Genomic DNA, 15205 nt, shown 5'->3' with positions numbered 1-15205 from the left:
TAGTTATTAAATCAAGATAAAATAGGAACGGCTATGAAAGTATCGTATAATAGAGTCTACGACAAATGGAATAATGAGTATGGCGAAGAGGCTGCTCTTCGCCTTAGAATAGGAGCGGAATTTGTCTTGTGGACGGGGTATAAACGCCTTTTACTTATTGGCATTTTGATTATTATGTTACTTTCAGGCTGTCAGCCATTTTCTCAGCAAGATGCTGAACAAGAAAAACAATTAACGGTTTTAACAGTAGAATTTAATAGCGGGGCACCTATTCCAAATCTCTTCCTTACGGTTACAGATGTACAAACAGGTGATGTAGTGGAAGAAGCGATTGGTTCAGAAGAGGGAGAAGCTATCTTTTCGAAGCTAAAGGCAGGGAGAGAATATGCAATTGCGGCAACGACACTTGAAAATAGTACGACAAATAATGGGTATACAACAATCGAGAATTTCACTTACGATACAACAAAGCCCTATTATCGATTGCAAACACACTTTTTAAGAGACGATCAGGAGTTAGATGTCCCTGTTGTCATGCAAAACCCTGAGCTGCCACATGGCTGTGAAATTACTTCACTTACAGCCGTATTAAATTATTTTGGAATGAATGTGTCAAAACTCGAAATGACTGACAAGTATTTACCAAAGCAAGAAATACGAACTGTAGGCAATCAACGTTTTGGACCAAATCCCAATGAAGCTTTTGCAGGTAATCCTCGTGATAAAGCTCGAGGCATGTATGTTTTTGCTGCTCCAATTGTCAAAGCGGCTGAGGCAGTTATTACAGATAAACAAGCTGACTTACATGTCAAAAATATGAGTAATGCCTCACAGGATGATATTTTACAGCTTGTGCGTGAAGGTATTCCTGTCGTGACATGGGTAACGCTAGATCTATCGAAGCCTAAACGAAAAGCAGAAAGAGGCTGGATTTATACAGGAGAAACGACTCCGCATGATGCTTTTATGAACTTACATGCAGTCGTCTTAACGGGACATTTAGGTGATAAGGTAGTCGTAATGGATCCTTTAAAAGGGTATGTGACTTACAATGTCGATCAATTTTTCAAAAGTTATCAGGAATTAGGCAAACAAGCTGTAGCTGTTCATAAATAAGCTATAAATCATTAGTATGTTACACTAATAAAAAAGTAAAAGTGAGTTGAGTAGAATGGCCATTGAGCACGTTTTTTTACCTGTTTTACTTGGAGATGAAATGAATGCTTATGGCATGGCCAGAGCATTTTACGAAGCCTATGGTGTGAAGCCACTTGCACTAAACCATACGAATATGGAAAAAATTCAACAAAGTGATTTATGGACTTTTCGTGAGATACCGCGACTTCATATCGAAGAAAGGTTTGTGACCGCTTTAAAAGCTATTGCGGAGGAGTTCCAAGACAAAAAATTACTGTTATTAGCCTGTGATGAATTTTATGTCAAAAAAATCGTTGAACATAAAGAGGAGTTAGCAGAGAATTTTCTAGTTCCTTATGTAGACGCCCCACTTGCGCATCAACTTTTAACTCGTGAAAGTATGTATGAACTATGCGCACAATTTGGTTTTCAATACCCTGCCACACATGTATGCACGGTGAATGATTATGAAGACTACGACATGCCATTTGATTATCCAATTGTCATTAAGCCGATGAATATGACAAAATATGCTACATGCATTTTTCCTGGTAAGAAAAAAGTATATATTGCATACGATAAGGATGAAAAGGACAGTATATTACGTGCTATCTATAAAGAATCAGCATATCGTGATGATTTGATGATACAACAATATATTCCTGGAGAAGATGCTAACATGCGGGTTGTTAATGCATATATAGGACAAGATGGGAAGGCAAAACTTCTTGCCGTAGGAAACCCTATTTTAGAAGAGCATTCTCCAAAAGGGATAGGACGTTATGTAGCGATTATGACAACCTATCATCAGGAATTAATGGATAATGTTAAGTCCTTTCTCGAAGCGATACAATTCCATGGCTTTGCCACATTTGATATGAAATATGATGATCGTGACGGTCAATATAAATTGTTGAGTATTGAATTACATAATGAACTTTCCAATTATTATGTGACGGCCAGTGGCTTTAATTTAATGCAGTATGTAGCGGACGATTATGTTCGAGGAAGTAAACAACAACTAACATATTTGAAGAACAAGCATCTTTGGACAATCGTACCGAATGGTGTGCTGTTCAAATATGTTCAAAATGAACAACTAGTAATGGAGGCGAAAAGTTTAATTCGACAAGGAATGGCTACAGATTCTATTTTTAACTATAAGGATATGAATGCAAAACGTTGGTTGAATGTCACGCTTGATAATTTAAGCTTCTATCGCAGCTATAAGAAATATTTTAATAACAAAGGTCTGTCTAACACATGAAAAAACAAACTTTAGGTATTATTGGTGGCGTTGGTCCACTTGCAACAATGTTTATAGGAGAAATGATTGTAAGGCGTACAAAGGCACAAAAAGATCAGGACCATTTACATACCATTATTGATAATGATACAAATATTCCTGACCGTACGGCTTATATTTTAGATAATACAAAGGAGAATCCGGTACCAGTGATTATTGAGGATGCAAAAAAACTAGCTTCGGTAGGAGCACACATAATTGCAATCCCTTGTAATACGGCGCATACGTTTTATCAAGAAATTGAAGAGGGTTCTCCTATACCTGTCTTGCATATGATTCGCGAAACAGCGAAGCGTGCTGCTGATTTAGGAGCAAAGCGAGTAGGTATTTTAGCAACAACAGGCACGTTAACATCACGGATGTATCAGGAAGCACTTGAGCAGTTTGGTATTACACCAGTTGTTCCAGATAATGAAATGAGATCCTATGTGATGTCAATCATTTATGATTATGTCAAGGCTGGGAAGGATGTTACGCTAGAAGACTGGCAACCGATAGAAGAGGCGATGCTAGCATTAAATTGTGATCGAATTGTATTAGGTTGTACAGAGCTTTCTATTGTTAACAGAGATTTGAAGCTAAGTGACATTTATATTGATTCATTAATCGTTTTAGCGGAATGTGCCATTTTAGCTTGTGGTTATGAATTAATCGATTAGTTGAATTGAAAAGAATCTGCTTGCTTTTCACGGGTAAGCTACAATTCTTGAAAGAGTTGTGGACAGGCTTACTTTTCCGTGTTGAGTGAAGCAGATTTTTTATGAAAGGAAGCAATGTTTCTTGAAACGATTAGATAATTGCTTACGTACATATAAAGTAGGAACCTACGGAGTGTGTTAAACTAGTGTCAAGTAGATAGAAGGTGGGAAATAACATGTCAGTCATTAATTTATTAAAAGAAGAACTACAAGCAAAATGGAACTTTGAAACACCCATGAAAATTCAAGATGAAATGATACCAGCTATGCTTGAAGGCAAAGATATTGTCGCGGAATCACCTACAGGATCAGGTAAAACGTTAGCATATGTCTTACCATTATTAAATAAAGTGAATGGGGCAAAAAAGCAAACGCAAGGACTGATCGTAGCTCCCTCGCAAGAGCTCGCTATGCAAATCGTAGAAGTTATACGTGAGTGGACAGCTGGAACAGACATTACTGTTCAACAGCTGATTGGTGGTGCCAATTCTGCTCGTCAAATTGAAAAGTTGAAGAAAAAGCCAACGATTGTTGTTGGCACACCTGGTCGTTTAAACGAATTAGCACGAGCAGGAAAATTAAAACTCAAAGAAGTCGAAACAGTTATTTTAGATGAATGTGATCAATTACTAAGTCGTGAATACCGTGTTGTTATCAAATCCTTTATCGAAGGTTCTGCCTATGGCCGACAAGTTGTTGTTGTGTCGGCTACGATTACAGAGGAAATTGAATTAGTGGCGAGTCGTATGATGTTTGAGCCACTGCGTTTTAAAATTAAGCCTGAGGACATGTTAAAGGTTGGTAAAGTTGTCCATTCTTTTGTGAAGGTAGAAGAACGTGATAAAACGGATTTCCTCCGCCGACTTTCCCATACAGAGGGTTTAAGAGCGTTGGCTTTTGTTAATAATATCGATCAATTATTAATGAAGGAAACAAAACTACAATACCGTTCAGCACCGATTGTCACGCTCCACTCTGATATGAAGAAAGAAGAACGGAAAAAAGCGTTAGATGCATTCCGTAAAGGAGACGCACGTATTTTAATTGCAACAGATATTGCAGCTCGTGGTTTAGATATTGCTGGTTTAACACATGTTATTCATGTTGATGTCCCACGAACAATTGAACAGTATTTGCATCGTTCTGGTCGTACTGGGCGTGCTGGAGCAGATGGTGAAGTATTAACCTTATTATCTTATCGTGATGAAAAAACCTATAAAAAATGGACAAGGGAAATTCCAGGCAAGCCTGTGCAAAAAATATGGCATGATGGCGAGCTGATTGAGGGTAATTCTAAAACAATTGGACAGAAGCGAGGGAAATAGTATGACATTTGAAGAGAAATTACAGGCATATGCAGAGCTTGCAGTAAAAGTTGGTGTGAACATCCAACCAGGTCAGTACTTATTAGTCAATACATCTGTGGATGCTTTAGATTTTGCCCGTTTAGTTGTAAAAGAGGCTTATAAGGCTGGAGCAGGCCGTGTTCATGTGAATTTTTCCGATGATGAATTGGATCGTGCTTATTTTGAGCATGCTTCCGATGAGGAATTTAATCGCTTCCCTGAATGGGTTGTGAAAATGCGTGATGAACTGATTGAACGTAAAGGAGCTCTTTTATGGATTGATGCAGCAGATCCTGATAAGCTAACAGGAATTCCAGCAGACAGACTAGCAACACATCAAAAAGTATCAGGGGCAGCATTGAAAAACTATCGCAATGCAGTCATGAAGGATTTAATTGCCTGGTCCATTGTAGCAGTTCCTTCAGCTAAATGGGCAGCAAAGGTCTTCCCTCAATTAACAGAGGAGCAGCAAGTACCTGCATTATGGGAAGCTATCTTTAAAACGGTTCATATTGGAGAAGGCAATGCAGTTGATAATTGGCGTCAGCATGTAGCTAATTTAGAATCTCGTGCACAGCTTTTAAATAATAAAAAGTATGCAAAGCTTCACTATACAGCACCTGGTACAGATTTAACAATCGCTTTAGCACCACAACATAAATGGCTAACTGGTGGTAGTAAAACACCAGAAGATAATGTCTTTGTGGCCAATATGCCAACAGAAGAAGTTTATACACTGCCAATGAAACAAGGTGTAAACGGTTATGTTAGTAATACGAAGCCATTAGTCTATCAGGGCAATATCATCGATGGCTTTAAATTAACATTTGAAGAGGGCAAAATTATTAAGGCAGAGGCTGAAGTAGGACATGATTTATTGCAAGAGCTTATTCAAGTGGATGAAGGCTCAAGCTACCTAGGTGAAGTAGCACTTGTCCCTCACGAATCACCAATTTCTGCGTCGGAGATTCTATATTTCAATACGCTGTTTGATGAAAATGCTTCAAACCATTTAGCTATTGGTGAGGCATATCCGACTTGCTTAGAGGGCGGTAGAGACCTAGAAAACGGTCAACTTGAAGCATTGGGTGCCAATATTTCTGTGACACACGAAGATTTCATGATTGGCAGTGGTGAAATGGACATTGATGGTATTTTACCAGATGGTACGGTTGAGCCAATTTTCCGCAAGGGTAGCTGGGCTTTTTAATTTTTAGTCAATAAGAAAAGAGGGAAGTAGATGAAACGATTATGTAGCTTGCTAGGTATGACAGTATTATTCATGACAATTTGGGTTTCATCTGCTTTTGCTCAAACAGAAACCTATGTGGCTATTGGCGATTCCTTAGCAGCAGGTCAAACACCCTACAAAGAAATTGATGTAGGGTATAGTGATCTGATTGCCATGAAATTAAGTTCGATTGGTCAATTATCATTTTATACAAAAGAACTTGCTTTTCCAGGCTTTACTACGGCGGATGTATTAGAACGAATACAATCTGAGGAAGCGCAAAATTTATTGGCAAATGCGACACTTATTACAATTTCGGCAGGGGCTAATGATTTATTACGTCTTGTCCAAGTAAACCCAAATGCAGGGACCTTAGCTTTTTCACAGCTTCAGGCAGATTACGCTTTAAATTCGGCTAGAAAAAATATGCTATCGATTTTGGATGAATTAGAAGAACGTGCGCCTAAAGCAAAAATCTATGTCATAGGGTATTATTTTGCTTATCCAACAGTTCATCCGACGCAAAAAGAAGGAACAAACGCCCAGCTAGTTAGATTAAATACAATTTTACAACAACAAGCAGAGCAAGCTGGCGCAGCTTATATAAATGTCTACGATGCCTTTGGTTTGAATGCAACCAACTACTTACCAAATAGTGCCGATGTTCATCCAAATATTGAAGGCTATCGACAAATGGCTAACTCATTTTTACAGATTTATAGTGGGAGTGATGCTTTAAACATCTCTTCAGCAGAATTGCCAGAGCCAAATCCCAAATCATTTGAGGAAATCCTAAAGCAACAATCATCAGAGAAACCTCGGAAGCAAAATGTGGCACAACATCAATCTCCTCGTATGACTTACGTAATTCAGGGATTCCCAGGATATAAGGCATTTATCAAATACATCTAAATAATCGATATCTAAGGCATCTTACCTATTAAGATGCTTTTTTCTATGAAAACCAATTTTGGCTAGAACTACTAAACCTTTAGTATGCACTAGATGGGGAATAGTCATGCTAAAATATAGAGAAGACTAGGAGGTACTAGAATGAAAATATTTCATACAGCAGATTGGCATTTAGGAAAGCTTGTTCAAGGTGTCTATATGACAGAAGATCAACATTATATTCTTCAACAATTTATACAAGCGATAGATGAGGAAAAACCAGATGTAATTATCATCGCAGGTGATTTATATGACCGTTCAATGCCTCCTATTGAGGCAGTTAATTTACTAAATGATGTATTAGCGAAAATAGTATTAGAAAAGAAGATTCCTGTTCTAGCAGTGGCGGGAAATCATGATAGTGCAGGTCGTTTAAATTTTGGTAGTCGTTTAATGCGTGATAGTGGTTTATATATTAAGGGCCAATTTACAAAAAATCATGCACCTATTGTTTTGAATGATCAACATGGAGAAGTACATTTTCATTTAGTGCCCTATGCAGAGCCAGCTACTATTCGCAACATCTTTGAAGATGAGTCAATCCGTTCTCATCAAGACGCCATGCGAAAAATTATTGAGCATATCACAGAAGACATGGACACAAGTAAGCGTCATGTTTTTGTTGGACATGCCTTTGTGACGAAGTATGGTGAGGAGGAAGCAAATACTAGTGATTCCGAGCGACCCCTTTCCATTGGAGGCTCAGATTGTGTGAATGCAGCTTTATTCAAACCTTTTCACTACACGGCTCTTGGGCACTTACATAAGGCACATTTTGTTTTAAACGAAACCATACGCTATGCAGGCTCTATCTTAAAATACTCGTTATCTGAGCATTTACATGAGAAAGGTTTTTTAATCATCGAATTAGACGAGCAAGGTAACACCACAGTAAGTAAAAGAAAGCTTGTGCCAAGAAGAGATCTACGAGTAATAGAAGGTCAATTAGAGGAGTTATTAACCTTCACACCAAGTGAGGATTATGTATTTGTTAGATTGACGGATAAAATATCTGTGACTTCACCAATGGAACGCATTCGTAGTGTATTTCCGCACGCTATGCATGTGGAGCGGAAGGTACTAAGACAAGATATGCCACGTGAACTACAAGTAGTAGAAGCTGAAAAACTAGAGGATATTGATTTATTCCGTTCATTCTTCACTGATATTATTGGCATTCAGCCTGATGAAGATACGGAACGCCTATTCACAGAGATGTTACAGGAGTTATTAGATGAGGAGCGAGAGACTGTAAAATGAAGCCATTAAAGTTAACAATTACTGCGTTTGGTCCCTATAAAGACACGGAAGTAATTGATTTTCAAGAGCTAGGGGAGCATCGATTGTTTGCCATTTCTGGAAAAACGGGTGCAGGTAAAACAACCATTTTCGATGCTATTTGCTATGCTCTTTACGGATCAGGTAGTGGGGAGGATCGACAGGATACAGCTTTACTAAGAAGCGGTTTTGCACATGATGAAGTTTATACAGCTGTAGAACTCGTCTTTGAAATGCATGGAAAAGTCTATCAAATAGTACGACAGCCAGGTCATATTAAAGAAAAAAATAAAACGGTTACTGGAAAGAAAATAGAGTTAGCAGAAGTAAAAGAGGGAAAGCTGGATTATAGCATTGTAGAGAAACAGCAAACGCTTGAAGTCGATAAGAAATTGCAGGAAATTATAGGTCTCACAAAAGATCAATTTAGCCAAATTGTCATGTTACCTCAAGGTGAATTTAGAAAACTATTAACCTCTGATTCAACAAATAAAGAAGTAATTTTACGGAAAATCTTTAAAACTGATCGTTTCGGTGTCATGGCAAAAAAGCTTGATGCCAAGCGTAAAGAAGCAGAAAGTGATCTTGAACGTGCCAAACAATTAAAAGAACATTTACTTGGTCAAATTGTGGGCGCCTTACCACAGCGTTCTTCCGCTTTATTCACATTGATTGCTGATAATACGGAAAATTTACATCAACTAACAGAGGCACTTGATGAGGAGCTTAGTTACTATAAGAAATGTGGAGAAGATGAACAGTCATACTATGAAGAAGCATATAGCCTTCATCAAAAAGAGCAGGAATATTATCGCTTAGCAAAAACGCTAAATGAGCAATTTGATGAACAAGCTAATCGACAGCAACGGCTGCAAATGCTTTTACAGCAGCAGGATTTATACCAAGCAAAGGAGAAGGAGATTGCTTTAGCAGAACAAGCAGAGCGACTTGTGCTGCTCGAACAACAATGCAAGGATTTACGTGCTGAACTGAATGTAAAGAAACTAGCTTTTCAACAAGCAAAGGTTAAGCAACAGCAGTCACAAGAAAAGTTGCAAGAAGCACAAGAAAAATATGAGATGGAGCAGGCTAAAGAATCTGAACGACAGCAAATCTTACAGCAGGAAATGCAGATGCTAGCGCTATTGCCGAAATTTGAAGCCTATGAAAACAATATACAACAGCTGCAAATAGCAGAGCAATATGCTGAAAATGCAAAACGAGCAGTAAATGATAACCTCAAACTTTTGGAAAATGAACAAGAGCAATTCCAGCATTTTTCTCGATCGTTAGAAGGCTATGAAAAACAGGTTGAACCCTATGAAAGCTATTTAGACCAATTACCGAAACTACGGGAACAAGTTGCTTTAATCAAGCAAGCGGAGAAATATGAACATGCCGTAGAGTTAGCTAAGCAGGATGTAGTTGCTTTAGACAGTCTCTATCAAGAAAGTAAAGAGGCTCTTCAACTTTTGCAGCAACGATGGCTGACGAGTCAAGCTAGTATTTTAGCAGAACAACTGAAGGAAGGAGAACCCTGTCCTGTTTGTGGTAGTATGACACATCAGAAAGCACACAATGAGCAACTGGAAGTTATTGAGCTTGCTCAAGTGGAAGCATTAAGAGCGAAGGCATCATCAGACGAGCGTAAGTATTTAGAGAAAGAGGCATTTTTAGCATCAGCGCAGCAACTTCTTCAAGATACATGGCAACAACTTGAGGCGCAGCATATTAAACAAGAAGACCAATCACAGATCACCGCTACTTTACATGAAGTGGAACAAGAGATTGCTGCATTAAAAATTATTCAACATCAATTAGCTGATGTGCGATTGAAAATAAAGCATCAGCATGATCGAATAGAACAGCTACGAAATAAACATATGAAGCTAGAGCAATATTTAGCAGAACAGATAAAAGAATGGACAAAATTACAAGCGGTTGTAGACGAACAACTTAAGCAGATGCCCCCTAATTTACCAACTTTACAGCAATTAAAGCAACAACTTAATGAAGTTAGCAAACAGAAAGAAGAGCTTCAAAAAAGTTGGCAAGTGAGTCAAGAAAATTTGCATGCAGCAAAGGAAACGGCTAGCAATGCAACACTAACTGTAGAAATTGCCAAACAGTCCTTTGAGGAATTACAGCTTAAAATGAATGAAAAGCTTCAGCAATTTACAGCAAATATGCAAGAATTAGGGTTCGAAAGCTATGAGGCTTATGCTACTGCTAAACGGAGTGCCATACAATTAGATGCACTTCGAAAAGCATGCAGTGACTATACTTTACAAGTGCACACGTTGCAAATCCAGATTACCGAAGGGGCTACCTATCTTCAAGGGAAAGAGAAGCAAGATTTAGAGGCAATGGAAGCAAGAGTAGAACAGCATCGAGTTTCCTATGAGGAAGCATTTAAACGTTTGCAACAGATGAATGGCTTTATACAAGCATGCCAAGGCTTTAGTGAAAAGGTGGAAGAAATAGCGAAAGAGCTTCATTTACTTGAACAAGAAGCAGGGCGAGTAAAGGAGCTCTATGGATTATTAAATGGACAAAACTCGAAAAAGCTATCCTTTGAGCGTTATATACAAATTAACTACTTAGATCAAATTACAGAAGCTGCCAATATACGTCTGTATCATTTATCAAACGGTCAATTTGAGCTTAGACGTTCAGATAGATTAGAAAAGCATGCGAAGCAAAGTGGCCTTGGTCTTGATGTTTATGATGCTTTTACAGATCAATTACGAGATGTCAAAACTTTATCAGGTGGCGAAAAATTTAATGCTTCGTTGAGCCTTGCATTGGGGATGGCAGATGTGATTCAAAGCTACCAAGGTAATATTCATATTGAAACGATGTTTATTGATGAGGGCTTTGGCTCGCTCGATGAGGAATCACTAAATAAAGCAATCGATACATTAATTGATTTGCAGGATTCTGGTCGTATGATTGGCGTTATTTCGCATGTGCCTGAATTGAAATCCGCGATGCCAGCAGTTTTACATGTGGAAAAAACATTAAATGGCCATAGTCAAACCCATTTTGAAGTGAAATAAAACGAAGGCGTATTTCCTCTAAAAGGAATACGCCTTCGTTTTATTTTTTTCGGGTTGTGGTTGTAGGCGTTGTGCCCTTTTTTGCAGCCATTACTTTTTTTACGATAGGAATAACAATAGGTGCTAACTTAACGGCAGTTTTTACAACGTTTGATACTTTCATCCCAAAACAGCTCCTTTTACAATTACTACTACCTGTTTCTCTTAAAAATAAAACATTAACGGATAACACGAACAGCCTGAATTATATTCCAAATCACAATACCGAGTGAGACGAGGGCATAGATGGCGAATGAAGCAAACCAAATAATCATCACCGTCTTGTTATTGGAGGTTGGATCTAAACTAAATGTAGAAAAAACAAAGACAATAAAGAATAGAATGCCAAAAACAAAAGGTATTAAATGAGAGACAAGTGCACGAATCGAATGGCTTTTTACATCACTGTCTTTTGTCACGAAATATACAATTAATGGAACGATAAAAGGGGCGAAGAAAATACTAAGATAACTAAAGGCAGCTAAAATTTTTTGATTCTCCATAGTTGTACCTCCTTTTTAAATATTTACGCATGAAAAACAGCAAAGTTTCAAAAAAATGATGTATGGAAGGTTGTAATCCTTCAATCCTTTGCGTACAATGAGATTGTTCAAATAAATTCAGATGTAACGACCACAAGGGGAGCTGATGATGTCAGCTGAGACTGGGCACGTAATGCCTTGACTCTTCGAACCTGTAAGTTAATGCTTGCGTAGGGATGTGGATAGAAACCGACACTTGTACGATGTGAGGCTCTGTCCTGACATCGTTTTTTCGTCCTTAAAGGAAAAAAGGTGTCAGAAAGAGACATATCAGCGCTTTTCTATTCCTGCTCTTGTATCCTACATCGGAACAAAGGAGAGAATATGTATGGACAAAAAAAGACTATTAATGCTAGTGGAGATTGCGATTTTTGCAGCGATTGGTCTCGTACTGGATCAGGTTTCCTTTAAAGTATGGGCACAAGGCGGCTCAGTTAGTCTTGTTATGGTACCAATTATGTTAATAGCATTTCGCTGGGGCTTAGTAGCTGGGCTAACAACTGGATTACTCGTAGGTGTAATGCAAACCATGTTTGGTGCTACGATTGTGCATTGGCTACAAGGATTCCTGGATTATGGCGTTGCTTTTACTGTTGTAGGATTAGCGGCGGTTGTACGTGGACCAGTGTTAGACGCTGCTAAACATATGAACAAAACAAAAATGGCACTTTATATAATCATAGGTACCGTTTTCGCAGGCTTCTTACGATACACAGCACATACAATTGCTGGTGCGGTATTTTTTGCCGAATATGCGGGTGACCAAAATGCATGGATCTATTCCATCATCTACAATGGTACATATATGCTACCAGCAACCATTTTAACGGCGATCGTTGGTGTTCTTTTATTCACAGCCGCTCCACAATTAATGCAAAGAAAAGCTTAATGCTAGTCCCTTCACGTGAGTGGAGGGACTTTTTTATCGTGAATAGCTCTTTTAGCACTTTGCAAAGTAGGAAAGCATACAATATTTAAAGCGTTTATCGTTATACCCATAAAAAGTTATGTTATATTAAAGAATAGATAATAGATGAAAGGGACGTTATACATGATTGTAAAAACGCAAGAAGAGATTGAAGCTTTTAAAAAAATAGGACGCATTTGTGCTGAAATTCGTGAAGCGATGAAAGCTGCAACAAAGCCAGGAGTTACAACACTTGAGCTTGATGAAATTGCTGGTCGCATGTTTGCAGAGGCTGGCGCTATTTCAGGACCAAAGGGAGAATATGATTTTCCAGGGTATACATGTATTAGTGTCAATGAAGAAGTAGCACATGGTATTCCAGGAAAGCGTGTTATTCAAGAAGGAGATATCGTAAATATTGATGTTTCTGGCTCTTTAAATGGCTATTTTGCTGACACAGGTATTTCATTTGTTGTGGGTGATGGCTATGAGGACAAAGAAAAGCTTTGCCGTGTTGCTAAAAGTGCCTTTGATCGAGCAATGACAAAAGTAAAGGCTGGATCTAAATTAAATCAAATTGGTAAAGCTGTTGAACGCGAGGCAAATGCTAATGGGTTAACTGTTATTATGAATTTAACAGGTCATGGCTTAGGTCAATCTTTACATGATGAACCAAACCATATTTTAAATTATTACGATGCATGGGATTCTACTATTATGAAAGAAGGTATGGTCCTTGCGGTTGAGCCATTTATCTCAGCAAATGCAGAGCATATCGTAGAAGCAGGTGATGGTTGGACATTCGTGACGCCTGATAAATCACTTGTAGCTCAAATCGAACATTCAGTCATTGTAACAAAAGATAAACCAATTATCTTAACGTCATTAGACGAAGAATAGGATGCAATGAAAAAATCCTGCTAACCAAATTATTTTTGGTAGGCAGGATTTTTTTTAATAAATAAAATGCCAACAAAGAGAACACCGCATAAAAATAAAGCGGCTGTAGTGACAAGTAGCTCATCAAAACCATTATGTATGGCGATTCCAATATAAGCCCAAATAAAAACACTTGGATACATAACATCAAAGTGATGGAAACGGATATGTAGCGCAATGGCTCCTCCTAAAGTAAGTAAAATCACTGCCCAAAGAGGCGTACTAAGACCAAAGCCGTTCCAACCATAAGCCGTTAACGTAAAGCTTGTATTTGTGATAAAAATAAATGTCATCCATGCTAAATAAATAGAGAAAGGAATACGACCAAACAAGGATTTGTTCTGAAGAGGGTACGTATTATACAACATAAACAAATACAAGACTAAGAGTAATGTAATGCCAAGAGAAACAATAAATAACTCATGGTGCCAGACATATATCATTAATGCTTGTAATATATTTATGCAACTAAAAAGCGCAGACTGTTTCAAAGTTGTCTTTTTTATGTTCATAACTAACCAATAACCGAGTAAAAAATAAATGATAATCCAAATTACATGACTTACACTAACTGGTGCAAATACTACAGAAAAACGATTAGCGATTTCTAGCGAAGATTGACCGTTGATGTTCACGAAAAAGGATGAAAAGGTTAGGATGATTGAGACAATATAAGAGATTGTCATCATGATAAACCGAGGCATGTTTTCCTCTCCCTTCGTGTTAGATTGTATAGGGAAAAGACAAATAAGTATAGTACTGTCACTTTTTTTATTATAACGGAAATTTCCAACAATGTATCGTGTTGTTTTACTAATAATACCTACAATTTACCATGTCTGATAGGCATCCATATATTTCTTTAGTACAATAAGAATAGCCAAATAAAAGGAGTGAAGTTTCATGACACAAAATTTGAAGAATCTAGATCTAACTGTTGAACTAGACAAAAAGATGTATAAAAAGAAATTAAAAGTACTCCAATATGAAATGTTGAATGCACAACAATTTTTATTAAAAAACAAGATTGGCTTGATCTTGGTATTCGAAGGAATGGATGCGGCTGGTAAAGGTGGCGCTATAAAACGATTAATCGAACGTGTCGATCCCCGCGGTTATGTTGTACATCCTATTTCTGCCCCTCAAGCTCATGAATTACGCTACAATTATTTACAACGGTTTTGGAGAAAATTGCCTCAACATGGGCAAATCGCTATTTTTGATCGCTCGTGGTATGGTCGCGTATTAGTAGAACGCATCGAAGGATTCGCAACAAAGGATGAATGGTCTCGTGCTTATGAAGAAATTAATAATTTCGAGAAGATTTTAACTGCAGGAGATTACATAATTATTAAGTTCTGGCTTCATGTTTCAGATGAGGAGCAATTAAAACGCTTTAAAGAACGTGAACAAAACCCTTACAAATCTTGGAAGTTAACAGCCGAGGATTGGCGCAATCGAGATAAAACACCTCAGTATATTGATGCAGCAAATGCGATGTTTGAAAAGACAGATAAAAAAGATGCACCATGGATCTTAGTCGCTGGAGATGACAAAAAGTATGCACGTGTTCAGGTGCTACAGGAAACTATTGCACACATTGAACGAGAGGCTCAAAGACGTGGTCTTCATTTAACAAATGTGTTAGACAATACACAACTAGAAGATGCTGATTCTTCCAGCTTAGAAATAGTAAACGAGAAAAAGAAAGAACAAAAAACTAAATAATTAAATTGTGCTGCTATGACAATAAGACATAAGCTGTTTTGGTT

Annotated in this window: 14 protein-coding genes and 1 riboswitch; of the genes, 11 read left to right on the top strand and 3 right to left on the bottom strand. The window is 37.8% G+C overall.

What is annotated here, in order from left to right; all coding sequences use genetic code 11:
• The first annotated feature begins 33 nt into the window (after positions 1-33).
• The 8 genes from LCP48_RS20070 to LCP48_RS20035 all read left to right on the top strand — a co-directional run bounded on the left by LCP48_RS20070 (position 34) and on the right by LCP48_RS20035 (position 11006).
• Positions 34-1116, top strand: coding sequence for a C39 family peptidase (locus LCP48_RS20070; protein ID WP_009371562.1), 1083 nt, complete (start codon positions 34-36; stop codon positions 1114-1116).
• A 55-nt stretch (positions 1117-1171) separates the two neighbouring features.
• Positions 1172-2404 carry a carboxylate--amine ligase gene (locus LCP48_RS20065; RefSeq protein WP_004225618.1) on the top strand — a complete coding sequence of 411 codons (1233 nt, stop codon included), beginning with the start codon at positions 1172-1174 and terminating at the stop codon, positions 2402-2404.
• The gene (gene cuyB / locus LCP48_RS20060; RefSeq protein WP_004225616.1) at positions 2401-3102 is read left to right on the top strand and encodes a cysteate racemase; all 702 of its coding nucleotides are present in this window, start codon (positions 2401-2403) and stop codon (positions 3100-3102) included. Before LCP48_RS20065 ends, cuyB begins: the two co-directional genes overlap by 4 nt.
• Before the next feature lie 215 nt (positions 3103-3317).
• Positions 3318-4466: a DEAD/DEAH box helicase gene (locus tag LCP48_RS20055; RefSeq protein WP_004225614.1), complete on the top strand. Its 1149-nt coding sequence runs from the start codon at positions 3318-3320 to the stop codon at positions 4464-4466.
• Between the two features lies 1 nt (position 4467).
• Positions 4468-5697, top strand: coding sequence for an aminopeptidase (locus LCP48_RS20050; protein WP_004225611.1), 1230 nt, complete (start codon positions 4468-4470; stop codon positions 5695-5697).
• Positions 5698-5727: 30 nt separating this feature from the next.
• Positions 5728-6630, top strand: a complete 903-nt coding sequence (locus LCP48_RS20045) for an SGNH/GDSL hydrolase family protein (RefSeq protein ID WP_004225608.1) — start codon at positions 5728-5730, stop codon at positions 6628-6630.
• Between the two features lie 141 nt (positions 6631-6771).
• Entirely contained in the window at positions 6772-7929 is a 1158-nt protein-coding gene (locus tag LCP48_RS20040) for an exonuclease SbcCD subunit D (RefSeq protein ID WP_009371561.1), read from the top strand.
• Complete coding sequence (locus tag LCP48_RS20035) at positions 7926-11006, top strand: AAA family ATPase (protein ID WP_004225604.1); 3081 nt, start codon at positions 7926-7928, stop codon at positions 11004-11006. Before LCP48_RS20040 ends, LCP48_RS20035 begins: the two co-directional genes overlap by 4 nt.
• 40 nt (positions 11007-11046) lie before the next feature.
• Here the strand turns inward: LCP48_RS20035 and LCP48_RS23390 are convergent, their stop codons facing one another.
• Positions 11047-11169, bottom strand: a complete 123-nt coding sequence (locus LCP48_RS23390) for a hypothetical protein (RefSeq protein WP_004225603.1) — start codon at positions 11167-11169, stop codon at positions 11047-11049.
• Positions 11170-11224: 55 nt separating this feature from the next.
• Entirely contained in the window at positions 11225-11548 is a 324-nt protein-coding gene (locus tag LCP48_RS20030; protein WP_009371560.1) for a magnetosome magnetite crystal formation protein family, read from the bottom strand.
• Between the two features lie 125 nt (positions 11549-11673).
• Positions 11674-11781: riboswitch (TPP riboswitch) on the top strand.
• A gap of 134 nt (positions 11782-11915) precedes the next feature.
• Here LCP48_RS20030 and thiT point away from each other — a divergent pair.
• A complete protein-coding gene (gene thiT, locus LCP48_RS20025) occupies positions 11916-12476 on the top strand; it encodes an energy-coupled thiamine transporter ThiT (protein WP_009371558.1) in 561 nt (186 codons plus the stop codon).
• Between the two features lie 162 nt (positions 12477-12638).
• Complete coding sequence (map, locus tag LCP48_RS20020) at positions 12639-13394, top strand: type I methionyl aminopeptidase (RefSeq protein ID WP_004225600.1); 756 nt, start codon at positions 12639-12641, stop codon at positions 13392-13394.
• Between the two features lie 29 nt (positions 13395-13423).
• Here map and LCP48_RS20015 read toward each other — a convergent pair whose 3' ends face one another.
• Positions 13424-14137: a hypothetical protein gene (locus LCP48_RS20015; RefSeq protein ID WP_004225598.1), complete on the bottom strand. Its 714-nt coding sequence runs from the start codon at positions 14135-14137 to the stop codon at positions 13424-13426.
• Between the two features lie 199 nt (positions 14138-14336).
• On the opposite strand from LCP48_RS20015, the gene LCP48_RS20010 reads away from it, so the two are divergent.
• Positions 14337-15161, top strand: a complete 825-nt coding sequence (locus LCP48_RS20010) for a polyphosphate kinase 2 family protein (RefSeq protein ID WP_004225596.1) — start codon at positions 14337-14339, stop codon at positions 15159-15161.
• Positions 15162-15205 lie beyond the last annotated feature (44 nt).

It is taken from the genome of Lysinibacillus capsici (assembly GCF_020217405.1).
In the GTDB taxonomy this organism is placed as follows: Bacteria; Bacillota; Bacilli; order Bacillales_A; family Planococcaceae; genus Lysinibacillus; species Lysinibacillus capsici.
The sequence above is the reverse complement of the archived record's forward strand: the minus strand, read 5'-3'. Positions and strand labels throughout refer to the sequence as shown.

Bases quoted from the DNA above. Each gene is read 5' to 3' on its own strand.
- LCP48_RS20070 (WP_009371562.1), top strand. From the start codon at position 34: ATGAAAGTATCGTATAATAGAGTCTACGACAAATGGAATAATGAGTAT.
- LCP48_RS20065 (WP_004225618.1), top strand. From the start codon at position 1,172: ATGGCCATTGAGCACGTTTTTTTACCTGTTTTACTTGGAGATGAAATG.
- cuyB (WP_004225616.1), top strand. From the start codon at position 2,401: ATGAAAAAACAAACTTTAGGTATTATTGGTGGCGTTGGTCCACTTGCA.
- LCP48_RS20055 (WP_004225614.1), top strand. From the start codon at position 3,318: ATGTCAGTCATTAATTTATTAAAAGAAGAACTACAAGCAAAATGGAAC.
- LCP48_RS20050 (WP_004225611.1), top strand. From the start codon at position 4,468: ATGACATTTGAAGAGAAATTACAGGCATATGCAGAGCTTGCAGTAAAA.
- LCP48_RS20045 (WP_004225608.1), top strand. From the start codon at position 5,728: ATGAAACGATTATGTAGCTTGCTAGGTATGACAGTATTATTCATGACA.
- LCP48_RS20040 (WP_009371561.1), top strand. From the start codon at position 6,772: ATGAAAATATTTCATACAGCAGATTGGCATTTAGGAAAGCTTGTTCAA.
- LCP48_RS20035 (WP_004225604.1), top strand. From the start codon at position 7,926: ATGAAGCCATTAAAGTTAACAATTACTGCGTTTGGTCCCTATAAAGAC.
- LCP48_RS23390 (WP_004225603.1), bottom strand. From the start codon at position 11,169: ATGAAAGTATCAAACGTTGTAAAAACTGCCGTTAAGTTAGCACCTATT.
- LCP48_RS20030 (WP_009371560.1), bottom strand. From the start codon at position 11,548: ATGGAGAATCAAAAAATTTTAGCTGCCTTTAGTTATCTTAGTATTTTC.
- thiT (WP_009371558.1), top strand. From the start codon at position 11,916: ATGGACAAAAAAAGACTATTAATGCTAGTGGAGATTGCGATTTTTGCA.
- map (WP_004225600.1), top strand. From the start codon at position 12,639: ATGATTGTAAAAACGCAAGAAGAGATTGAAGCTTTTAAAAAAATAGGA.
- LCP48_RS20015 (WP_004225598.1), bottom strand. From the start codon at position 14,137: ATGCCTCGGTTTATCATGATGACAATCTCTTATATTGTCTCAATCATC.
- LCP48_RS20010 (WP_004225596.1), top strand. From the start codon at position 14,337: ATGACACAAAATTTGAAGAATCTAGATCTAACTGTTGAACTAGACAAA.